Below are 22,273 nucleotides of genomic sequence, written 5' to 3'. Positions count from 1 at the left end.
CCGGCTGCTCACCGAAACCGGCGATAACCGTACCGAGTCGGCAGGACCGCTGGGCAGCCGGCCAGGACCGTTCGGCGCCGGCTCCGCGAGGTTCACCGACGCCCGGCGGGGTCAACTCCCCAAAGAGGCAAGCGCCGCCGCCACCCGTCCGCACACCTCTGGTGGAGTCGAGGCGTGCGGGGAGAACCGGAGCGAGTCGGCACGGACGGTCGGCGTGACCCCCTCGCCGTGCAGTGCCTTCGCGACGACGGACGGATCGTGACCCGGCATCGCGAAGGAGAGGACGCCCGCCCGCCGCGCCGGGTCGGCGGGGGAGAGGACGCGACCGCCGTGCTTCTCGACGACCTCGGTCAACTCGGCGACCCGCACGGCGATCGCGGCCTCGATCGCGGCGACCGTGTACCGCTCGACGAGGCCGAGAGCGGTCGCGAAGGCGGCGGCCGTCACCGGGCTGAGGTTGGTGATCGACCACCGTTGTGCGTCCATGGCGGGCATGTGCTCCGTCCCGTCGAAGACACCGACGTCCTCGACCCCCGTCCAACCGGTGAGCACCGGCTCCAGGGACTCCAGCGCGCGATCGGACAGCGTCGCGAAGCCGGTGGCCCATCCCGCGCGCAGCCACTTCTGGCCGCCAGCGACCACCACATCGGCCGCGTCCCACGCCATCCGCACCACCCCGAACGCCTGGATGGCGTCCACGATCAGCAGCCGGTCCGGTCCGATCGCCTCGCGCAGCGCGGCGAGGTCGGCGCGGAAGCCGGTGCGGAAGTCGACCGCACTGACGGACACACCGACGACGTCGTCGGTCAGCGCGGCGCGGACCAGGCCGGGGGTGACTCCGGCACCGGGTGCGGGATCGAGCCAGCGCGGTGTGGCCCGGCCGAGGTCGGCGCTGCGCCGCCACGGATAGTGGTTGGCCGGGAAGTCGGTGCGGGGTGCGAGGACCACGCCCGCACGGATTCCGAGAGCGGCGTGGAACAGCCCGGTGGACGCGTTCGGGAGGAGCACCGTGTGGCGGCCGTCGGTACCGGCCAGGCGGGCGGCCGTGTCGCGTGCCACTGCTTCCGCGTCCATCAGGCCGTCCACGGTGGTGTGGTCGGCACGAGCGGACTCCTCCATGGCCCGTGCCGTCGCGGCCACGACGTCCCGCGACGGCGGACCGAACCGCGCGAAGTCGAGATATCCCGCAGGCGTGTCGAAGTGGTCGGCGTACGACGTGAGCACGGGGCTCGTCCTTCCGGGAGGGGGCGGAGGCTGTGGGGTGACGGCGAGCGGTGTTCGCTCATGGTCGGCGCGTGCGCGTGCGCGTTCCGGCCTGCCCGCACGGTACGCGGCGCGCCCCGTGCGGGCCTGACCGGGGTGAACCGTCTAGTCCGCGCGTGGCGTGCCCGGTGACCAGGCCTATCGGGGACGAGCGGCGGTCGTGACGCACCGGCTCCCGGAGAGTTGCCGGTGGCGCCGGCGGGAGGGGCTGCCCGGAGGGTTGCGGCCGGTGAATGGTCGGCGTGAGTCTCGCGTGCCCGCCGGCGCGGACGGGTTCGGGCGGCTGTCAGGACTGGGCTCGTGGCAGGCCGTAAGAGCACTTGAAAATGTGCCCGTTGCCACAGCACCCAGGCTTCGGGCTGAGCAGCGCAGAACCAGGTCCCGGACCGCTTGCCGCGCCGCCGTAGGACACGGGCCACGGGGCCACGGGACACGGGACGGTCGTAGACCCTCCCGAATGGGTCTACGACCGTCCCGTGCGCGCTGGTTGTCGGCCGGGACTCAGTGTCCGGTGGCCTCTTCGGGGCGGGCGTGGCGCGGCAGGAGGAAGGAGAGCAGGAAGGTCAGCGCGAGCATCCCGTCGACGATCCAGAGCAGCGTCTGCATGACGGAACCGAAGCCGCTGCGGAAGGCCGACGAGGCGGTGGCCTCCAGGGCGGCGGGTATGCGGGCGCCCGCTTCGGACGTGGTCGCCGCGGACCGGGTGTCCTTCTCCAGGAGCGCGCAGGACGCCGGGGTCGCCGCGGGGTCCTTGGCGGTGGCGCGGTCCGAGGCGCAGCGGCGCAGGTCGGCCACGACGCGGTCCTGCACCGCCGGAGCGACGTGTGCAGTGCTCAGCTGGGCACGCAGGTCGTCCGAGCGGTGGTCGACCGCGCCGGCGATCCCGCCGCCCAGCAGACCGAAGAACACGGTGCCGAGGATGGCCACGCCGAAGGCGCCTCCGAGCTGCTGCACCGCGGTCATCGTGCCGGCCGCCGAACCGGTCTCGTGCTGTTCGACGCTGGCGAGGACGATGTCGAAGAAGGGCGCCATGAGCAGGCCCATGCCGATGCCGGTGACGAGCAGCGACGGCAGGAGCTGCCAGGGGCCGACGCCGGATCCCACCTGGTCGAGGGTCAGCCAGACACCGAACACTCCGAGCGCCATGACTACCGTGCCCGCCTGGAGCACGGCGCGTCCGAATCGGACGACCCCTTGCGCGATCCCGAAGCCGACGATCATGCCGCCGGACCAGGGCACCATCACCAGGCCCGCCTTGAGCGGCGAGTAGCCGAGGCCGATCTGGGTGTAGAGGTTGAACACCAGCATGAAGCCCTGCATGGTCGAGAAGAAGACCAGCCCGAGGACCATGCCGCCGCTGAAGCCGCGCTTGCGGAAGAGGCTCGGGACGACGAGCGGGTCCTGGCCGTTGCGGCTGCGGTACGACTCGTAGCGGGAGAACACGGCGAAGACGGCGATCGACGAGGCCATCATCACGAACGTCCACACGGGCCAGTCGTACTCACGCCCCTGGACCAGCGGGAAGATGAGGAGCAGCGCGGCCAGCGAGACGAGGAGCATGCCGGGGATGTCGAGGCGCGGCTTGGTCTCGGAGCGTCCCCGCGGCAGGTAGCGCAGGGCGCCGAGGATCGCGGCGGCCCCGAGCGGCAGGTTGATCAGGAAGATCATGCGCCAGCCGGTCCCGAAGTAGTCCGCGTCCACGAGCCAGCCCGCCAGGATCGGCCCGCACACCGCGGACAGCCCCATGACCGGACCGAACATGCCGAACGCCTTCTGCGACTCCTTCGGAGGGAACATCTCCTTGATCATGCCGAGGCCCTGCGGCAGCATCACCGCGCCGAACAGGCCCTGCACGATCCGCGCGCCGATCAGCATCTGGGGCGACACAGATATCGCGCAGAGCAGCGAACCCAGTGTGAATCCGGCGGCTCCCACCAGGAACATCCGGCGGCGGCCGTGGATGTCGCCCAGCCGTCCGCCGGTGACGAGCCCGACCGCCATCGACAGGGTGTACGCGGCGGCCAGCCACTGGAGCGTGGAGGCGCCGCCGCCGAGGTCGGCCCGCATGGAGGGACCGGCGATGTTCGTGACGACGGCGTCGAGGAGGTCCATCACCTCGGCCGCCAGGATCACGAAGAGCGCCGCCCAGCGCCACCGGTAGGGCGCCGTCGAGTCGATGGGCGTCTCTGTGGACGCGACACCGGTGGTGGACATCGGAACTCCTCGGAATCGGGACGGGGCCGCGCGCGGTGACGGCCGGAGAACGCCGTTCACCTTAGCGGAACAGTGCTCACCAAGAGAACGGCGTTCATCAAGATATAGCGCAACTCCGCGACGCACACAAGATATATCGCGTTTCTCCGGGTGAACGCCGCTCACCCGGAGAGAACACCGCTCTCCCGGCGCCTAGACTGTCCCCATGACTGACGCGGCCGCCGACACCCCCGCACAGCTCCCGCCGTCCCCCTGGGAGCGTGAGCGGCCGGTCCCCGCCCGCGTCACCCCCGCCCGCGTCACCCCGGCCCGCACCCCCCTGTCACGCGAACGTGTCGTCGACGCCGCCTTCACCGTGCTCGACCGCCAAGGGCTCGACGGCCTGTCGATGCGTCAGGTCGCGGCCGAACTCGAGGTCACCGTCTCCGCCCTCTACGCCCACGTGAGCTCCAAGGACGACGTCCTGGAGCTCATGTACACCCGCCTCTTCGACGGCTTCGAGCCGCCCGAGGCCGACCCGGAGCACTGGCAGGAGGAGGTGCGCGACTACGCCCTTGAGGGGCGGCGGCGCCTGCTGGCGCACCGGGACATGGCCAGGATTTCCATGGCCCACGTCCCCTTCACCGCCGAACTTCTGCCCCATGTCGAGGCGTTGCTCGGGGTGTTCCGTACCGCGGGACTGCCCGACCGCATCGCGGCGGAGGCCAGCGACCTCATCTCGACGTACATCGACGGGTTCGTCCTGGAGGAGGGCATGTGGCAGGACCGGGCCGCCCAGCAGAACGCGGACACCTCCTCGCCCGCCCGCCCCGACTGGCGTGAGATGGCCGGCGAGATGCAGAACTACTTCGCCGCCCTTCCCGCCGCGGACTTCCCCCACTTGCGCGCCCTGGCCGGGGTCATGGTGACGGACTCCTCCGACGAGCGGTTCGACATCGGCCTGGAGATCATCCTGCGCGGCCTCGCGAGCTATCTGCCGACCGACCCGGCCTGACCGAACAGGCCGCGGAATACGGTCAGTTGCTCCAGGTCGTCGGCGCCGCGATCGAAGCCCGGCCGTTTCTCCCTCACCGCGGTCGTGCTGGCGCGTTCTCCGTCCGACGGTCAGCGGGACGGCGGGACTCAGCGGGACTGCAGGACGAAGTCGTACTCGGCGTGCAGGTACGGCACTTCGAGCGTGCTGCCGTCGGGCGCGGTACCGGCCGGTCGTTCGGTGAACGGGACGATCAGCTCGTCCTTGGTGCCGAAGACGACGTCGGAGTCGAGATAGTCGCTGTCCGCCTGGAACAGATGGGTGATCAGTTTCCGGTAGCCCGGCTCGTCGATCAGGAAGTGGACGTGTGCCGGCCGGAAGTGGCTGATGTCCGTCCTGCGCATCAGGTCGCCGACGGGGCCGTCCATGGGAATGGCGTACCCGCGCGGTGCGATGGTGCGGATGCAGTAGGCGCCGTCCTCGCGGGTGCGGTACTTGGCCCGCAGGCGCGCCTCGTCGATCTCGGGGAGCTGGGCCTCGTAGGCGCCTTCCGCGTCGGCCTGCCACACGTCGAGCACGGCGCCCGCGAGCGGTTTGCCCTCGGTGTCGGTCACCCTGCCGGTGAAGAAGATCGGTGTGCCCGGGATGCCGTCCGACATGTCGAAGCCGTGGGGCGCGGTCGGCGAGCCGTCGATGTGGAACGGACCGAGCACCGTGGCAGGGGTCGCCTCCGGCGTGAACTCGTTGTTCAACTGGACGACCAGCGTGCTCAGTCCGAGCACGTCCGAGGTGAGGATCAGTTCCTGGCGCTTGTCGTCACTGATCCCGCCGGCCGCGGTCAGCCACTCGATCGCGGCCATCCACTCGTCCTCGGTGAGCCGCACCTCACGCGAGAAGGCGTGCAGATGACGGACCAGCGCGGTCATCAGCTCACCCAGCCGCGGTGAGTGAGCGGTGGCCCACCGCTCGACGGCCAGCTCGGTGATGTTGTCCTCGTCGACGAACACGGTTGCGGCTCCTTGGTCTGCGTGCGTGTGTGCGGATGGATGGTCGGACGGTGGGCGCGGGGGTCAGTCCTCGCGCCGGTCCTTCGTGAGCGGGTCCGGAGTGTAGGGCTCCGGCGGCACCGGGGTGTTGTTGAGGTCGACGGACAGGAAGACGTCCTGTGCGACGGGGTGGCGCAGTTCCTCGGCGAGTTGCCCGATCAGACCGGCCGTACGGGCCAAGAGCGCGAAGCCGCGCAGCAGTTGGAGCGGGAGGCCGAGGTCGGCGAGGGCGGCACCGCACACCCCCGCTCCGTTGAGGGGGAGCGTCCGGTGCAGCACCTTCGGGTGCACCCGGCCGATGGCTGCGAAGAGGCTCAGGTGCGGGCCGAAGACGCCCTCCTCCTGAGCGATTTGGATCAGCCTCGGCGTACGGGGATCGCCCTCCTTGTGCACGTGGTGACCGAGGCCGGGGACGAACTCCCCGGCCGCGCGCCGCCGTTCGACCGTGCGCAGCGCGACCGCGTCCCAGCCGGCCTCGTCGGTGGGCAGGTCCCCGTCGAGGGAGGCCAGTACGTCGTGCAGGAAGCGGCCGGTGTCCTCGGTGACGCCGAGGAAGCGGGAGCCGCCGCCGAGGAGTCCGGCGGCGAGCGCGCCCTGGACCGAGTCCGGGGCGGAGAGGTACGTCAGGCGGGTCACGATGGCCGTGGGGGTGAAGCCGTGGTCGGCCAGGGCCGCGAGCACGGCCTCGAAGACACGTGTCTCGCCGGAGGAGGGCCGCCGCTGGGTGGCGAGCCAGAACGCGAGTTCACCGAAGCCGACCGAGCCCATGATGTCCTCGGCCAGGTCGTGCCCGAGCAGGGTGATGGTCCTGAGGTCGGAGGCGCCGAGGGCCGTGGGGTAGGCGGGGCGCGGTGTCGGCTCAGACATGGTCGGCCTCCTCGGGCCCGGACAGCCAGGTGCGCAACTCCGCGCCGTGTTCGTCGAGTTCGGGCGGCGGCAGAAGGTAGGAGGCGGGGGTGGCGGAGAAGCGGATCGGATGCCGTGTGGTGGGCACCGCGCGGTCCCCCTCGCCCACGGTGACGACCGGGTCGAGTCCGAAGCGGTCGGCCATGGCGAAGCCGCCGTCGATGGTGTTGATCGGGCCGCTCGGTACACCGGCCTCCACCAGTGCCTCGAACCACTCGGTGGCCCCGCGCGTCTTCAGCCTCTCGGCCAGCAACGGCCGCAGCAGGTCCCGGTGGGCGGTGCGGTCGGCGTTCCGGGCGAACCTCGGGTCGTCGGCCACCTCCGGTATGCCGAGGACCTCGCACAGCTTGCGGAACTGGCCGTCGTTGGCGGCCGTCACGATGAGGTCGTTGTCGGCGGTGGGCAGCGGTTCGTAGGGGAAGACGCTGGGGTGGGCGTTGCCCATCCGGTAGGGCACGGTGCCGCCGGCGACGTAGGCCGAGCTGTGGTTGACCAGTCCGGTCAGGGCCGAGGACAGCAGGTTCACCTCGACGAGCTGGCCCGTCCCCGTGGTGTCGCGGTGGCGCAGCGCGGCGAGGATGCCGATCGTCGCGTGGTTGCCGGCCATCACGTCGAACACGGAGATCCCGGCCCGGTACGGCGGCCCGTCGGGGTCGCCGGTCAGGCTCATGAGCCCCGAGATGGCCTGCACCATGAGGTCGTAGCCGGGGACGTGCCGGCCGGGTCCGGCACCGAAGCCGGTGATCGACGTGTAGATCAGCCCGGGGTTGTCCTGCCGCACCGAGTCGTAGTCCAGTCCGTACTTCGCCATACCGCCGGGCTTGAGATTCTCGATCAGGACGTCCGCCCGGCGGGCGAGGTTCCGGGCGACCGCGGCGTCCTTCTCGTCGCGCAGGTCGAGGGCGATCGAACGCTTCCCCCGGTTGATCCCGAGGTAGTAGGTCGAGACCTCGTCGCGTGTCGGGGGCATCCAGGCACGGGTGTCGTCACCGCCCGGTCCCTCGACCTTGACGACGTCGGCCCCCAGGTCGGCGAGCAGCATCGTGGCGTACGGCCCGGCAAGGATCCGTGAGAAGTCCGCGACCAGCACCCCGGAGAGCGGGCCCGCGGTGCCCGGCGGAGTGGGCTTGGCGCTCTGCGACATGAACCTTGCCTTTCTGTCCGTACACCGGACAGTCGTCCGGAGAGTAATTCTCTGTCCCGGACGGCGGAGGCGTCAAGACGTCACGATCGCACCGCACGGGCGGACGGCCGGACCGTGTGGGGCGCGGACTCCAGGCGGGCGAAGTCCACGCTGATCTCGCCGGCGGCCTGGAGGAGGAGTGGCAGATGGTCGTCGAGCAGCACCTCCAGCGAGGTCTCGGCGGCGTGCGCGTTCACGTTGACGCTCGCGACGACGCGGCCCGAGCCGTCCCGCAGCGGAGCCGCCACCGAGCGGATGCCTCTGGCCAGTTGCTCGTCGGTCATCGCCCAGCCCCGAGCGCGCACCTCCCGCAGTTCCGCCTCCCATTCGGCCCGGCCGGGGTGCCACACGGACTCCAGGCCCGAGCGGCTGGGCTCGGCGATGACCCGGGCCGCCTCGTCGGGCGGCAGCGCGGCCAGCAGGACCTTGCCCAGCGAGGTCGGCAGCGCGGGGAAGCGGGTGCCGATCTGCACGGCGAGGGTCACGATCTTGGGCACCGAGACCCGGGCGACGTAGACGATGTCCGAGCCGTCGAGCTGGGCGATCGAGCAGGACTCGTTCGTGCGCTCCACCAGCCACTCCAGGTGCGGGCGCGCCACGTCCCACAGTCCCGTCGAGCGGACGTAGGCGACGCCGAGGTCCAGGACGCGCGGGGTCAGCACGAAACCGCCTGCCTGCTGGCGTACGTAGCCCAGTTCGGTCAGGGTCAGCAGGATCCGGCGCGCGGTAGGCCTGGCCAGCCCGGTCGCGGTCGCCACGTCGGACAGCGACATCACCGGCTGCCGGGGCCGGAAGGCGGTGATGACCTCCAGGCCCCGGGCCAGCGCCTCGATGAAATCGGGTCCGGTTCCTTCGCGCGGCATGGTGGCTCCTCTGGTCGCCGTCGGCTTCGCTCCCGGGTGTCCGCCGTACGGACACCCGCCGAGGGCACTCTACGCAGCGGAACAGGCATCCGTCGCGATGGCTCGGACGCGGCGACTTGAGGCCGACCGCAGAGCGGACGGCTGGGGACATTGCCGGGCGGAATTCGGAAACCGCGGAGTATTGACACCGGACAGCACCCTGACGACGATCGGTCACCAACCGAGAGCCGTCATGCGGACAGTCGTCCGATGTCGAGTGGGAGATCCAGTGATGAGCCAGTCCACCCCATTCCAGGCGGGACGACCCGTCGTCCTGCGCGGCGGCACCGTCCTGCCCATGGACCGCACACGACGGGTGCTGAGCGACACCGACGTGCTCGTGACGGGCGACCGGATCACCGCGGTCGGCCCACGGCTCGCCGTGCCGGAGGGGACCGCCGAGATCGACGCGTCCGACGGCATCGTGATGCCCGGCATGATCGACACGCACCGGCACATGTGGCAGACGGCGATGCGCGGCTACGGCGCCGACTGGACCCTGACCCAGTACTTCGTCTGGTACTACCTCGAACACGGCACCGCCTTCCGGCCCGAGGACGTGCACGCCGGAAACCTCCTGGCCGCCGTCGAGGCGCTGGACGCCGGGGTGACCACGGTCGTCGACTGGTCGCACGGGCTCCAGACCGTCGACCACGCGGACGCGGCGGTGGACGCGCTGCGGTCCGTACCCGGCCGGTTCGTCCTCGCCTACGGCAACATCCAGCAGGCTCCGGCGGAATGGACCGCGGCACCGCAGTTCCGGGACTTCGTGCGCCGCCGCATCACCGGCGACGACATGCTCGGCTTCCAGATCGCCTTCGACGTCACCGGCGATCCGGCCTTCCCCGAGAAGCCCGCCTTCGAGGTCGCCCGCGACCTGGGCGTCGCCGTCACCACCCACGCCGGAGTCTGGGGCGCCACCGACGACGACGGCATCCGGCTCATGCACGAGCACGGATTCATGACCCCCGAGACGGTCTACGTCCACGCCTCCACCCTGTCCGCCGACTCCTACCACCGCATCGCGGCCACCGGCGGCTCGGTCTCGGTGTCCACGGAGAGCGAGCAGAGCGCCGGCCAGGGCTATCCGACGACCTGGGCGGTCCGCTCCCACGACATCCCCGTCTCCCTGTCGATGGACACGAGCGTGTGGTGGAGCGGAGACCTGTTCTCCGCCATGCGCACCACCCTCGGCGCCGACCGCGCCCGCCAGCACCTGGAGGCCCACGCCCAGGGGGAGACCGTCACCCACAGCGCGCTGCGCGCCGACCAGGTGGTGGAGTGGGCAACTCGCGGCGGTGCCAGGGCACTTGGCCGCGAACACGACCTGGGCAGCATCGAGGTGGGCAAGAAGGCCGACCTCGTCCTGCTGAAGAACGACCACTCACCGGTCTCCTTCCCGCTGCTCAATCCGTACGGCCATGTGGCCTTCCAGGCCCAGCGGGGTGACGTGCACACCGTCATCGTCGACGGCCGGGTGGTCAAGCACGAGCATCGTCTGCTCGACACCGACCTGGCCGCGCTGCGGCGTACCGTCGAGCGGACGGTGGACCATCTGCGGTCGACGATGGGTGAGGAGGCCTGGGCGAAGGGCATGAACCCGGACGTCCCCGAGACCAAGATCCTCGACAACCCCTACACGTACACCGACTACCGCAGCACCTCGACCCACGGCCGCTGAGGAGGCGTGAGGTTCCGCGCCGATGAGTTCCGGGCCGGCGGACGGTCCTAGAGACATATCCGCCGTCGGCCGTGACACGAGGGGCAGAACCTGATGAGCGATCTGACCGCACTGCTGGAGAAGTACGTCGCCGAGGGAGCCTTCCCCGGAGCGGTCGCCCTGGTGGACCGTGCCGGCGAGGTGGAGATCGCGGCCGTGGGATCGACGGAGCCCGGAGGCTCGGCGCCGATGCGGGCCGACACCCTGTTCCGGCTCGCCTCGGTCACCAAGCCCGTGACCGCCGCCGCGGTGTTGGCGCTCGTCGACGACGGCGTGCTCACCCTGGACGCGCCGATCGCCCGCTGGCTGCCGGAACTGGCGTCCCCGAAGGTCGTCCGCACCCCCGCGAGCGAGCTGGACGACGTGGTGCCGGCCAGCCGTCCCATCACGGTCGAGGACGTCCTGTCGTCGCGCTCGGGATGGGGCTTCGGGGCCGACTTCAGCGCGCCCGCCCTTCAGCCCCTGTTCGCGGACGTGGCCGTGTACAACGGAGGTCCGCGGTCGCCGCTGACCCCGGACGAGTGGGTCGCCGCGCTCGCCGACATCCCCTTGCTGCGGCAGCCCGGAGAGGCGTTCCTGTACAACGCCGGCTCCGACCTGCAAGGCGTGCTGGTGGCACGGGCCGCGGGGCGCGAGCTGCCGGAGTTCCTGGCCGAGCGGATCCTCGAACCGCTAGGAATGAAGGACACGGCCTTCGCCGTACCGGCACCGGAACGCGACCGACTCACCCCCTACTACCTGACAGCCCCTGACGGCACTCACACCTTCGCCGACGCAGCCGACGGCGCATGGTCCACCCCGCCCGCCTTCGCCTCGGGCGCGGGAGGCCTGGTGTCCACCGTCGCGGACTGGCACGCCTTCGGCCGCATGCTGCTGTCCGGCGGCGGCATGGTGCTCTCCCCGGAGTCCGTACGCCTCATGACGACGGATCACCTCACCGCGGACCAGCGCGCCGAGGGCGACCTCTTCCTCCAGGGCCAGGGGTGGGGTTACGGCGGCTCGGTCGACGTCACCTCGGCGGATCCGTGGAACACTCCCGGCCGCTACGGCTGGGTGGGCGGCACCGGCACCGCCGCGCACATCGACCCGTCGACCGACACGGTCACCGTCCTCTTCACCCCCTGCGGTCTGTCCGGTCCCGCCTTTCCCTCGTGGATGCGGGACTTCTGGACCTACGCCGCGACCGCCTGAGTGTCCCGTCGGGTGGTCCTCGGCCCGTTCTGAAGCGGTGTACGCGGCCTACGGCTCCGGACGGGAGGCGGGTGTGGCGGCGCCGATGCCCGCTCTGCGGCTGCGGGCTCGGGTGCGGGTGCGGGTGCGTGCGTTGATACAGCGGTCCCGCCCCGCTGGGGGTCTTCGGTGACTCCTGTTCGTACGACTTGGTTCCGAGCGACCGGTTTCAGAGAGCGGGAGGTACGGGCGGACGACGAGGACGTGCCGCAAGTCCTGGGCAGCCGGGGCCAATTGACCCGCGTTGTCCGCACCCTCTTGGGCAACTCCCAACGGCACACCGTCACCAGGGTCACGTCGGGCGGTGCGGCCTTCCACCCGACCGCATCCCTTGCAGACCCCGGACACCCGCCGACCGGCCAGGTACTGGGGCGGCACAAATCGGTCGCGGCCGCCTTGATATCGTCACGGCACCGGACCACCCACCCCCCCACGGTCCGCACAACCAAGGCATTCCCAGCCGGTAACACAGGCCTTCGAGCCGTCAGCCCGGCCCCAGTCGCCAGGATCCAGGGTGTCCGAGGCGGGGCATGCTCTCGCATCCAGAGGCAGACCGTCATGCGCAACTCCCGGGCCGGCTCCCGCCGCGTCACCGTGCCCCTCTCCGCCGTCCTCGCAGCGACGGCCCTCGCCGCCGTCGGCTGCTCCGGCTCCGCCACCGACGCCGACAGCTCGCCGAAGACCCCGACGGCGAAGGTGTCGACACCGCCCGTCCACGCAGGCGTCGACTACCAACTCGGCGGCGCCTACACCCCGCCGAAGGGCGTCTCCGTCGTCTCCCGCGACCACACGGCCTCGCCCGCCCCCGGCGTCTACAACATCTGCTACGTCAACGCGTTCCAGGCCCAGCCCGACGCGCAGGGGGAGTGGGACGCCGACCTCCTGCTACGGGACCGCTCCGGGAAGGTCGTCATGGACAAGGACTGGGGCGAGGCGATGCTCGACATCGGCACCCCGGCCAAGCGCGCGCGGATCGCGGAGAAGGTGGACGACTGGATCGACGCGTGCGCCGAAAAGGGATTCGACGCCGTCGAGCCGGACAACTACGACAGCTACACCCGCGCCCCACACGGACTTCTCACCGCGGCCGACGCCGAGGCGTTCCAGACCCTGCTCGCCCGCCACGCGCACGCCCGGCACCTCGCCATCGCCCAGAAGAACACCCTCGAACTCGCCAAGGACCGCAAGCGGGTCGGCCTCGACTTCGCGGTGGTGGAGGAGTGCGGACAGTACGACGAATGCGGGTCCTACGTCGACGCGTTCGGCGACCACGTCATCGTCGTCGAGTACACCGAGAACGGCATGAAGAAGGCCTGCGCGGGCTGGGGCGACCGGATCAGCATCGTACGGCGGGACCTCGACGTCACCCCGGCCGGCCACGACGGCTATGTCCGCGAGACCTGCGACCGCTACTGACGAATTTCGTTCAGGGCACGGCCGTTGCCGCGGCAGTGGTACCTGGGCCGGTCCTACGGGACCGGCCCAGGAGGCTCACTGGGTGTAGGTGTAGTGCGGACTGTCGTACTGAGGGCCGTTCTTCTCGTAGGTGAACCAATAGGTCAGGGTGGATCCGGCGGTGAGTGTGACGTTCTGCGTCCAGGTGCCGCCGCTGTTGGTCATACGGAAGTTCTGCTGGCCGGCGTTGTTGACGAGGTAGTGCACATCGACGTACGCCGCGGGTGTGGTCGGACGGAACGTGATCTGCGCCTGACTGTCGCTCAGGCGCGTCACCCCGGCGGTGTAGTCGGGCGTCGTCGTGCTCCCGCCGGTGCTTCCGCCGGTCGTGCCGCCACCTGTGGTGCCACCGGTCGTCGTACCACCTGTCGTCGTACCGCCGGTGGTACTGCCGCTGGCGCCCTGCTGGTAGACCGCGAACCAGTCGACGCTCATGGCCGCACCTGATGTGATGCTGCCCGCCTGGGCGGCCGAGCTGCAACCGCAGACCTTGTCGGGGTACGAACCGGCGATCGCCAGGTCGAAGATGGCCATGAACCCGTGGTCGACGGCGGCCTGCCAGGTGGCGACCGAGACCTGGTTCTCGTCGACGGTGAAGGTCAGATTGCCGTCGAGGTAGAAGCGGAGCTGCTCCGCGGCGGTGTTCGTGCGGTCGATGATCGCGGAGTACGTGTGGTAGCCGGTCTGGCAGCCCGCGCACGGCTGAAGATCACTGGTGATGCCGTCGGGGTCGTGGCACTCGCCCGCCCACACCCCGCAGTGGAAGGTGGTGGAGTGTTTGCTCAGCGCGTTGACGTCCTCCATGATGTCGAACTCGCCGATGCTCGGCCAGTTCGTCGCGCCGACCGGGCGGGCCGCGCCGCCCATCGCCCAGAACGCGGGCCAATAGCCCAGCCCACTGGCCGGGTTGGGCTGGAGGATGGACGCGCTCATCTGGAGCTGACCCCCGGCAGGGGCGGCGAAGTCGGTGCGCTGAGTCTCGATGCGTCCCGAGGTCCAGTGGCCGGAGCCGTCCCGGAGCGCCCGGATGACCAGGTGTCCCTGCCCGTCCTGGTACACGTTGTTCGTGGAGTCGGTGGCCGACTCGATCTCGCCCGTTCCCCAGTTGGCGGCACCTCCGGGGTATCCGGTGCCCAGGTCGTACAGCCAGTCGGCCCGGTTCAGCGCGCTGCCGGACGATCCGTTGAAGTCGTCGGAGAAGACGGTGGTCCAGCCTGCGGGAGCGCCCGGCACAGCCGCCGAGGCGCTGCCACCGGTTCCGATCAGGCCTACGAGGGTGCCGATGAGCAGCAGCAGAGTGCTGCCCAGAACGAGGGGGACGGTTCTCTGGCTGCCTGCGGGCGCACCGGCAGGTGGTGGGGAGGTTGTCATCGTGTGGGTTCTCCCTGGCGAGCTGGCGGGTGGGGAGTGGGGAGTGGGGAGTGGGGGGTGGGGAGTGGGAGTGGTGCAGGGGGCCTGGCTCCTGGTGGGACTGGGGAGCAGGTCAAGTCGAGTCAGGTCAAGGCAAGTCAAGTCTGAGAGCGCTCTCAGGGTGATCGTGAATCTGCGGTTCCTGGTTGTCCTCCTGATTCCGGACGATCTGTCATGTCGGCTGCCGTGGGCCTGAGTTGGCTGTGGGCCGGGCAGGGATCGCCGTTCAATGCAGGAGTGTCCGGCGCGACCCTCCATGCGTCAACGGCTTCAACACGACAGGTTGAAAAGCAGGCCTCTTGGCGACGCCGTATGGAGTCCCGGTAAAGGTCCGAACCAAGCACCGTCGATTTGTGGAGCGCTCTCCAGCGGCCGGGTCTACGCCCTATCACCGTGCTGAGCTGGGATTTTGCGAATACCGCGTCGGTAAGTCGCTCCTGTTGTCGAGTGGACGCCCCCTGGCGCCGCTCGCGGACCTCGTGAAGCGCCTTCAGTAGTCGAAGGAAAATGCTGTGGGGGATCTGTCTGCGAGGTGTCGACCCGGTAGGTCCGCTGGAGGTCTCCGACGGCGAGGGTCCGGCTGGTCGTTCTGCCGGGCGGGATCTGGGAGTTGGGGCCGGCGCAGCCGACTGCGGGGCGGTGGGGGTGAGTGCGGCCAGGCTCAGGAGGACGGTGGCCGCGATGCGCGCGGGCGTTTGGACACACCGTGACCTGATCTCCGATCGGAATCGGAAGTGCCGGGTCCGAGTTTGGACCCGGCGGCGCGATGCGGGTGGGGGAGTGGGGCATGGGGGCGCATGACGCAGAGCGTCGAAGGCATCGACGGCTGCTCTTTTTCGAGGACCGTCGGCCGGGAATGTGGAGCCACGCCATGGCTTCGTAGTAGGTCGCTCTGAGGGCACTGCTGCCGCACCGGGACGCCGCAGCCGGGCATGCTGATCACCGCAGTCCCGGAGCGTCTATTGGATGTCGGCGGCATCCCCACCCCGCAGGGCCCTGGCTTCTTCGACATCGAGGCGGTCGAGACGCAGACCAGCTCCCCGATCCGTTCCGACTGGCGCACCCCGGTGAGCATCGGGCGTTTCCCGCCCGCGGGCGCGCTCGCGCCGACCGACTCCATACGGCACCAGAGCTCCCCGACGGCTGGAGTTGGCGGTCACGTGACCACCCTTGCGCGTGTCGCCCTGGATGCCCAAGGGCCATGGAGCTGCCTTCGCCGCTGCCGCGCCTTCAAGGCTTGACGGGAGCCTCGCCGTGTCCGGTCCATCCGCCGCGCCTCTGTCCAGGTCGCGCCGTTCGTAGTGGTACGCCGACCGGGCGCCTGTGAAAGGAAGTTGAAGAAACTCGCGTCACGACTCTTGTCACCCCAATGGTTCATTACTTAAATCAAACCGTGAACTAAGCATGGCGTAAGGCCAGTTCATGCACGCCGGACGCTGGACGGAGCCTGCCCCCGCGTTCCGGTTGCGTGTGTCCGCTCCGCTCGTCACCCCACCCGCATGGAGTCACGGCATGAAACTCAGATCCTTGGGTGTCGCGCTGGCCGCAATGGCCGCGCTCGTCACCCTGCCCCTGCACAGCCCGGCCGCCGCGGCAGACCTGCCGCTGTCCCAGGGCAAGACGGCCACGTCGTCCTCCGACGAGAACGCGGGCACCATCGCCGCCAACGCCGTAGACGGCAACACCGCCACCCGCTGGTCCTCCGGCGCCACCGACACCCAGTGGCTCCAGGTCGACCTCGGCTCCTCGGCCACCATCACGCAGGTCGTCCTCAACTGGGAGACCGCGTACGGCAGCGACTACAAGATCCAGGCGTCCCCGGACGGGAGTACTTGGACCGACATCAAGTCCGTGACCGGCGGTGACGGCGGCACCGACACCCTCGACGTCTCCGGCCAGGGCCGCTACCTCCGGATGTACGGCGTCCACCGCGCCACCCAATACGGCTACTCCCTCTGGGAGTTCCAGGTCTTCGGCAGCACAGACGGCACCACCCCGCCCGCGAGCTGTGACACCGCCAACGCCGCCCAGGGCAAGACGGCGACGGCCTCCTCCACCGAGAACGCCGGCACCCCGGCGTCGGCCGCCTTCGACGGCAACACCGGCACCCGCTGGTCCAGCGCGGCCTCCGACCCGCAGTGGCTCCAGGTCGACCTCGGGACCTCCCAGGACCTGTGCCGGGTCGACCTCAATTGGGAGACCGCGTACGGCAAGTCCTTCCAGATCCAGGCCTCGGCCGACGGCCAGACCTGGACCACGCTCAAGTCCGTCACCGACGGCACCGTCGGCTCGACGTCCTACGACGTCTCCGGCCAGGGACGCTTCGTGCGGATCAACGGCACGACACGCGGCACCGTTTACGGCTACTCGCTCTGGGAGGTGGCCGTCCACACCGGTTCGGGCGACGGCAGCGGTCCCGTACAGGGCGGCGGCGACCTCGGCCCGAACGTGATTGTCGTAGACCCGTCGACGCCCGACCTCCAGGCCAAGTTCGACCAGGTCTTCGCGCAGCAGGAGTCGAACCAGTTCGGCGCCGGTCGCTACCAGTTCCTGATGAAGCCCGGCACCTACAACGGGATCAACGCCCAACTGGGCTTCTACACCTCGATCTCGGGCCTCGGCCTCAACCCCGACGACGTCCACATCAACGGAGACATCACTGTCGACGCGGGCTGGTTCAACGGCAACGCGACCCAGAACTTCTGGCGTTCGGCGGAGAACCTGTCGATCACCCCCTCCAACGGCACCGACCGCTGGGCGGTGGCCCAAGCGGCCCCCTTCCGCCGCATCCACGTGCAGGGCGGCCTCAACCTCGCCCCGAACGGCTACGGTTGGGCCTCCGGCGGCTACATCGCCGACTCCAAGATCGACGGTACGGTCGGCCCGTACTCCCAGCAGCAGTGGTACACCCGCGACAGCTCCGTCGGCGGCTGGACCAACGGCGTCTGGAACATGACGTTCTCCGGCGTGCAGGGAGCCCCGGCCACCAACTTCGACTCCGGCCCGTACACCACTCTGGACAACACCCCCGTCTCGCGCGAGAAGCCGTACCTCTACCTGGACGGCGACGCGTACAAGGTGTTCGTGCCCGCCGAGCGCACCAACGCACGCGGCGTCTCCTGGCCCAACACGCCCGGTTCGTCGATTCCGCTGGACCAGTTCTATGTGGTGAAGGCCGGCGCGACCGCGGCGACCATCAACACCGCCCTCGCCCAGGGCCTGAACCTGCTCTTCACCCCGGGCGTCTACCACCTCGACCAGACCATTAACGTGACCCGGGCGAACACCGTCGTCCTCGGTCTCGGTCTGGCGACCATCGTTCCGGACAACGGCGTGGACGCCATGCACGTGGCGGACGTCGACGGAGTCAAGCTCGCAGGCTTCCTGATCGACGCCGGCAGTTCCAACTCCAACACCCTGCTGCAGATCGGCCCGGCCGGCAGTTCCGCCGACCACGCCGCCAACCCGACCACCATGCAGGACGTGTTCGTGCGCATCGGCGGCGCGGGCCCCGGCCTTGCCACCAACTCCGTCGTGGTCAACAGCGACGACGTCATCATCGACCACACCTGGCTCTGGCGCGCCGACCACGGCGAAGGCGTCGGCTGGGAGACCAACCGAGCCGACTACGGCCTCGTGGTCAACGGCGACGACGTCCTCACCACCGGCCTGTTCGTCGAGCACTTCAACAGGTACGACGTGCTCTGGAACGGCGAACGCGGACGCACGATCTTCTTCCAGAACGAGAAGGCGTACGACGTCCCGAACGCCGCCGCCATCACCCATGACGGCATCGTCGGCTACGCGGCCTACAAGGTCGCCGACTCCGTCGACGTGCACGAGGCATGGGGCCTGGGAAGTTACTGCAACTTCACCTCGGACCCGTCGATCGTGCAGGCCCATGGCTTCCAGGTGCCGGTCAAGACCGGGATCAAACTGCACGACATCCTGGTGATCTCCCTGGGCGGCAAGGGCCAGTACGCCCACGTCGTCAACGAGACCGGCACACCCACGTCGGGCACGGACACCGTTCCCTCGAAGATCACGTCGTTCCCCTGACGGTGACCGTGTCGGTGGGCTGACCGCCGACGCGGCTCGATGACAGGGCGCGGGTGCCAAGTCCCCCTCCGGGAAGAGGACTTGGCACCCGCGCGTCGCGCATGGGGGGGGGCACACCCCGTAGGCAGATCAACTGGCAAGAGGTCGGCCGCAGCCGGCTCTGAACGGCCGCTGCCGGTGCCTCACCCGGCGCCGATCGGGCCGCACATCAGGTTGCCGGGTTCGGCAGGGTCGTCGCTGGTCCAGAACTGGGTCCACAGGGCGGCGAACTCGGGGCGGCTGAGGTAGCCGTCGGCGTCGTGGTCGAGCCGGTCGAAGGCGCCACCGGTCTCCACGCGTCGCCCGTGCCAGGTGTCGACGAGGCGCTGGTGCTCGCCGCGGGAGATGCGCCCGTCGGCGTTCTCGTCGACCGCGTCGAAGATGGTGTCGGCGGTGGTGGTGACGGCTTCGGGGATGGTCGGCAGCAGGTCCACCATGGCGAGGAGGTCGTTCATGTCGATCCGGCCGTCCCGGTCCGTGTCCACGGTCTCCGACAGATGCTGCCACCAGCCTTTCAGTACGCCGTCCACGCGCGCCGCCAGTTCCGATCCCTCTCGCACTCGCGGCAGCCGGCCCCAGCGATCCGCCAGGGCCACGAAGTCCGCCTCCTCCAGATAGCCGTTGCCGTCCGCGTCGAACGCCTCGAACATGGCCTGGAGCTTGATCCGTTGGAACTCGCTGGACATCACATGCCTCCTCACTCGCAGCACTGAGGTCGCTCGCAGTACTGAGGACATGCTTTCCGCCGCCGGCCGCTGCGCAACGGCGCTCGCGCTCACCGCAGCGGATACCCGCGCGCCCGTGAGCCCGCCCGGCGCGCCGGGCGCCGGTTTGCCTGCGCCGGATGGAGGACCGTTCCCCGGCAACCTTCTACTCCCGCCGAGGGCCGCCGCCGTTTCGTACCCTTGCGGCATGCGTATGCGCCCCACCCTGAGCTGGACCCCCGCGGCGGCGGACCTGCTGCCGGGCACCACCGACCTGGAGCCGGTCGTCGACGCGCTGAGCGCCGGCGGTGTGCTGGTGCTCAGCGGGGCGGGCCTCTCCACGGAGTCGGGCATCCCCGACTACCGGGGCGAGGGCGGGAGCCTGAGCCGGCACACCCCGATGACCTACCAGGACTTCACCGGCAGTGTGCAGGCGCGGCGCCGGTACTGGGCGCGCAGCCACCTCGGCTGGCGCACGTTCGGGCGGGCCCGCCCGAACGCGGGACATCTGGCGGTGGCCGCCTTTGCTCGGGACGCCCGCGTCTCGGGCGTGATCACCCAGAACGTCGACGGCCTGCACCAGGCCGCCGGCAGCGAGGGCGTCGTGGAACTCCACGGCAGCCTGGACCGGGTCGTCTGCCTCTCCTGCCGCGCCATCAGCCCGCGCCGCGAACTCGCCCGGCGCCTGGAGGCCGAGAACCCGGGCTTCGCTCCGGTCGCCGCCGCGATCAACCCGGATGGTGACGCGGACCTCACCGACGCGCAGGTCGGGGACTTCCGCGTCGTGCCGTGCGCCGACTGCGGGGGCGTCCTCAAACCGGACGTGGTGTTCTTCGGAGAGGCGGTTCCGCCGCAGCGCGTCGAGCACTGCCGGCGGCTGGTCCGCGAGTCGACCGCGGTGCTGGTCCTCGGCTCGTCGCTGACCGTGATGTCCGGGCTGCGGTTCGTCCGTCAGGCGTCACAGGAGGGCAAGCCGGTGCTGATCGTCAACCGGGACCCCACCCGGGGCGACCCGCACGCCCGCACCCGGGTCGCGCTGCCGCTGGGAACGGCCCTGACGACCGTCGCCGACCGGCTGGGCATTCAGGTTGGCGAGGCGGCGGACTGAGCCGTTGTCCGACGGGTGCCGAGCCCGAGATCACGGACGAGCGGGATGTTCTGGCACGGAAGTGGTGTGCCGGGGTGTGGGGCGTGGGCTGTCGCAAGCACGTGGTGGTGTTCGGGCAGGGTGGTTCGGTGGGTGTCATTTGGTGGCGAGGAAGAGGTGGTCGGCGGTGTAGGGGACGCGGGCGATGGGGTAGATGGCCGGGTTGCAGGTGCCGGCCGGGGCGACGCCGACAGTGGTGTTGAGTCGCAGGACCGACGTGGTCTTGGACAGGAGTCCTTCACTCAGTCTTGCCGGTCTGGTGTGCGCGGAGCAGGAGTTGGGGGATGTTGCCGGTGCCGTTGTCGAACTTGTTGAGGACGGTGCCGGTGACCGAGGAGCCGTCGGTGGCGGTCCACTGCGGCGCGCCGGCGGGGCCGTGCTTGGCGAGGCTGTGCTGGATGTCGCAGTGGAGGGTGGCGTCGGCGTTGTCCTGGGTGAAGGCGTAGGAGCCGTCGTCCTGCTTGGTGCAGGCGTAGATCTGGGCGCCCTTGACGACGCCGGCCGGCGCCGAGTGCCGGACTTCCGTGTCGTGCCGGCGCCGTCCACGGAGATCACGGACTCGCCGGTACGACACGGAAGTCCGGCACTGCTGTGCGTGCCAGGGCGATATCGGCCCTCCACTCGACCACCCAGAACCCGACCTTCTCCTGGGCGCCTCCCTTGGAGCTCGTAACACGATCATGTTGCCGACGCGGACTCGGCAGTGCGACCGACCAGCTCCAGATGTAAGAGCCAGCTTGCACGGGGTGTTGTCAGAGGTATCGGGCACACTGCGCCGTATGAACTTGGTGACTGCGCACGACTACGCCTGGATCCGCACCTCGCCGGTCTTCCGCCACATGACGGAAAGTGGATACACCCTGACCCTGATAAGGGGGCGGGCTCCACGCGAGGTGCTGCGCGTGATGGAGGCGGAATCGCGCGGCACCGGGGAGGGAACGGCCGGGCTGATCGAGGCGAACGACGCTCACCGCGACGAGTTGGACTACGACTACTGGGACGAGTCCTACATCGCGGGAGCCTTCAGCGCTCCGGGCGAGAACGGCGACTGGACACTCGTCCTCGGATTCGACGGTGGCCTGGGGATCGCGGCACCGTGCGTGGAGACGCTGTCGAAGGGCGGCCGGGTCGTGGCGCACTCGACCAACGGCGGCAAACCCATCCATCTTTTCCACTGGTTCGAGGACGGTGAACTCCGTACGACGTTCGAGGGCCCCTCGGCGCGTGACGGCAACACCCCTGATGAACTGGTCCCCTTGCTGCGGGAGGTCGGCTTCCCTCTGACCTTCGAGGGAGAGCACGACGAGAGCGCTCCGGACGTCGACCGAAAGGCGGCGGTCCTCGCTCTGGCCGAGAGACTCACCGGCGTACGCGTCACCGAATCCCTCCTCCATGACGCTACCTACGAGCTGGGGCTCGTCCCCGAACAGCCCGCCGAGGAGTGGACCGGCGTGGTCATCGACATCACCGACGCCCATGGGGAGCGCCTGTACAGGGAATGGACCTACGAGGAGATCGCGACGGCGTCGGACCGAGCACGGGCGGAGGCAAACGCGCCGGTGGTGATCACCTACAACGGCCCGCCGGCCATGGATCATTCGGAACACGAGACAGGTGAGTAGCGAACGAGCGCGCGCAGAGGGCCCCGGCGTTCTCGCCACCCTCTACAAGGGAACTGCCGCCACCGGGCTTCTATGTCCGCCTGTCCGCCGCAGTTCTCGATGACGTGTTTGCGCATGTCGCCGAAACCCCCGGCGGTCCATGGTCGACCTGGTTCAGTAGGGGACGTTGGGCGGGCCCGGTCAATTCGGAGGTGGAATCCCGTCTCGCAGGGCGGGGCTGGAAGACGAGCCGCAGGACTGCGGCGGACCGTTGGGTTCTGGCGCAATCTGCCTCACAGAAGGGACAGGGGAAACTGCCTGTTCAGGGTGGGTGCTCGTCTGTGGGAGTGAGATTTGGAGTGCGCTGGGCCGGCGACTTCGCTGAGCGTTTCCGTCGGTGGGTTGCGTCAACCTTGGCGCT

Annotated in this window: 17 protein-coding genes; 8 read left to right on the top strand and 9 right to left on the bottom strand. The window is 69.8% G+C overall.

Going from position 1 to position 22,273, the window contains the following annotated elements; all coding sequences use genetic code 11:
• Positions 1 to 111: 111 nt before the first annotated feature.
• Positions 112 to 1,224 carry an aminotransferase class V-fold PLP-dependent enzyme gene (locus tag ACIRRY_RS19330; protein WP_403974007.1) on the bottom strand — a complete coding sequence of 371 codons (1,113 nt, stop codon included), beginning with the start codon at positions 1,222 to 1,224 and terminating at the stop codon, positions 112 to 114.
• A 540-nt stretch (positions 1,225 to 1,764) separates the two neighbouring features.
• A complete protein-coding gene (locus ACIRRY_RS19325; protein WP_403974005.1) occupies positions 1,765 to 3,477 on the bottom strand; it encodes an MFS transporter in 1,713 nt (570 codons plus the stop codon).
• Between the two features lie 205 nt (positions 3,478 to 3,682).
• On the opposite strand from ACIRRY_RS19325, the gene ACIRRY_RS19320 reads away from it, so the two are divergent.
• The gene (locus ACIRRY_RS19320; protein ID WP_403974003.1) at positions 3,683 to 4,471 is read left to right on the top strand and encodes a TetR/AcrR family transcriptional regulator; all 789 of its coding nucleotides are present in this window, start codon (positions 3,683 to 3,685) and stop codon (positions 4,469 to 4,471) included.
• 128 nt (positions 4,472 to 4,599) lie between these two features.
• Here ACIRRY_RS19320 and ACIRRY_RS19315 read toward each other — a convergent pair whose 3' ends face one another.
• The 4 genes from ACIRRY_RS19315 to ACIRRY_RS19300 all read right to left on the bottom strand — a co-directional run bounded on the left by ACIRRY_RS19315 (position 4,600) and on the right by ACIRRY_RS19300 (position 8,448).
• Positions 4,600 to 5,457: a dioxygenase gene (locus ACIRRY_RS19315; RefSeq protein WP_403974001.1), complete on the bottom strand. Its 858-nt coding sequence runs from the start codon at positions 5,455 to 5,457 to the stop codon at positions 4,600 to 4,602.
• Between the two features lie 63 nt (positions 5,458 to 5,520).
• Complete coding sequence (locus ACIRRY_RS19310) at positions 5,521 to 6,363, bottom strand: citryl-CoA lyase (protein ID WP_403973999.1); 843 nt, start codon at positions 6,361 to 6,363, stop codon at positions 5,521 to 5,523.
• Positions 6,356 to 7,546, bottom strand: coding sequence for a CaiB/BaiF CoA transferase family protein (locus tag ACIRRY_RS19305; RefSeq protein WP_403973997.1), 1,191 nt, complete (start codon positions 7,544 to 7,546; stop codon positions 6,356 to 6,358). Before ACIRRY_RS19305 ends, ACIRRY_RS19310 begins: the two co-directional genes overlap by 8 nt.
• A gap of 80 nt (positions 7,547 to 7,626) precedes the next feature.
• Positions 7,627 to 8,448, bottom strand: coding sequence for an IclR family transcriptional regulator C-terminal domain-containing protein (locus tag ACIRRY_RS19300; RefSeq protein WP_403973994.1), 822 nt, complete (start codon positions 8,446 to 8,448; stop codon positions 7,627 to 7,629).
• 271 nt (positions 8,449 to 8,719) lie between these two features.
• Here ACIRRY_RS19300 and ACIRRY_RS19295 point away from each other — a divergent pair, with 271 nt between their 5' ends.
• From ACIRRY_RS19295 to ACIRRY_RS19285, 3 genes are all read left to right on the top strand, one after another.
• Positions 8,720 to 10,168, top strand: a complete 1,449-nt coding sequence (locus ACIRRY_RS19295) for an amidohydrolase family protein (RefSeq protein WP_403973992.1) — start codon at positions 8,720 to 8,722, stop codon at positions 10,166 to 10,168.
• A 93-nt stretch (positions 10,169 to 10,261) separates the two neighbouring features.
• Positions 10,262 to 11,398, top strand: coding sequence for a serine hydrolase domain-containing protein (locus ACIRRY_RS19290; protein WP_403973990.1), 1,137 nt, complete (start codon positions 10,262 to 10,264; stop codon positions 11,396 to 11,398).
• Between the two features lie 597 nt (positions 11,399 to 11,995).
• Positions 11,996 to 12,853 carry an endo alpha-1,4 polygalactosaminidase gene (locus ACIRRY_RS19285; RefSeq protein WP_403973987.1) on the top strand — a complete coding sequence of 286 codons (858 nt, stop codon included), beginning with the start codon at positions 11,996 to 11,998 and terminating at the stop codon, positions 12,851 to 12,853.
• Between the two features lie 75 nt (positions 12,854 to 12,928).
• On the opposite strand, the gene ACIRRY_RS19280 is transcribed toward ACIRRY_RS19285, so the two are convergent.
• Positions 12,929 to 14,263, bottom strand: a complete 1,335-nt coding sequence (locus ACIRRY_RS19280; protein WP_403973984.1) for a glycoside hydrolase family 16 protein — start codon at positions 14,261 to 14,263, stop codon at positions 12,929 to 12,931.
• A 971-nt stretch (positions 14,264 to 15,234) separates the two neighbouring features.
• Here ACIRRY_RS19280 and ACIRRY_RS19275 point away from each other — a divergent pair.
• Positions 15,235 to 15,543 (top strand): hypothetical protein, encoded by a 309-nt coding sequence (locus ACIRRY_RS19275; RefSeq protein ID WP_403973981.1) that lies wholly within the window; start codon positions 15,235 to 15,237, stop codon positions 15,541 to 15,543.
• A gap of 271 nt (positions 15,544 to 15,814) precedes the next feature.
• Complete coding sequence (locus ACIRRY_RS19270) at positions 15,815 to 18,361, top strand: discoidin domain-containing protein (protein ID WP_403973978.1); 2,547 nt, start codon at positions 15,815 to 15,817, stop codon at positions 18,359 to 18,361.
• Positions 18,362 to 18,543: 182 nt separating this feature from the next.
• Here the strand turns inward: ACIRRY_RS19270 and ACIRRY_RS19265 are convergent, their stop codons facing one another.
• Positions 18,544 to 19,086 (bottom strand): EF-hand domain-containing protein, encoded by a 543-nt coding sequence (locus ACIRRY_RS19265; protein WP_403973976.1) that lies wholly within the window; start codon positions 19,084 to 19,086, stop codon positions 18,544 to 18,546.
• Positions 19,087 to 19,312: 226 nt separating this feature from the next.
• Between ACIRRY_RS19265 and ACIRRY_RS19260 the strand changes: the two genes are divergently transcribed.
• The gene (locus tag ACIRRY_RS19260; RefSeq protein ID WP_403973973.1) at positions 19,313 to 20,212 is read left to right on the top strand and encodes an NAD-dependent protein deacetylase; all 900 of its coding nucleotides are present in this window, start codon (positions 19,313 to 19,315) and stop codon (positions 20,210 to 20,212) included.
• A 277-nt stretch (positions 20,213 to 20,489) separates the two neighbouring features.
• Here the strand turns inward: ACIRRY_RS19260 and ACIRRY_RS19255 are convergent, their stop codons facing one another.
• Entirely contained in the window at positions 20,490 to 20,825 is a 336-nt protein-coding gene (locus ACIRRY_RS19255; protein WP_403973970.1) for a DUF3455 domain-containing protein, read from the bottom strand.
• A gap of 205 nt (positions 20,826 to 21,030) precedes the next feature.
• Between ACIRRY_RS19255 and ACIRRY_RS19250 the strand changes: the two genes are divergently transcribed.
• Complete coding sequence (locus tag ACIRRY_RS19250) at positions 21,031 to 21,873, top strand: DUF6461 domain-containing protein (protein WP_403973968.1); 843 nt, start codon at positions 21,031 to 21,033, stop codon at positions 21,871 to 21,873.
• Positions 21,874 to 22,273 lie beyond the last annotated feature (400 nt).

It is taken from the genome of Streptomyces sp. NPDC101776, from assembly GCF_044766845.1.
Classification (GTDB): domain Bacteria; phylum Actinomycetota; class Actinomycetes; order Streptomycetales; family Streptomycetaceae; genus Streptomyces.
This window is presented reverse-complemented; position numbering and strand designations above follow the sequence as displayed.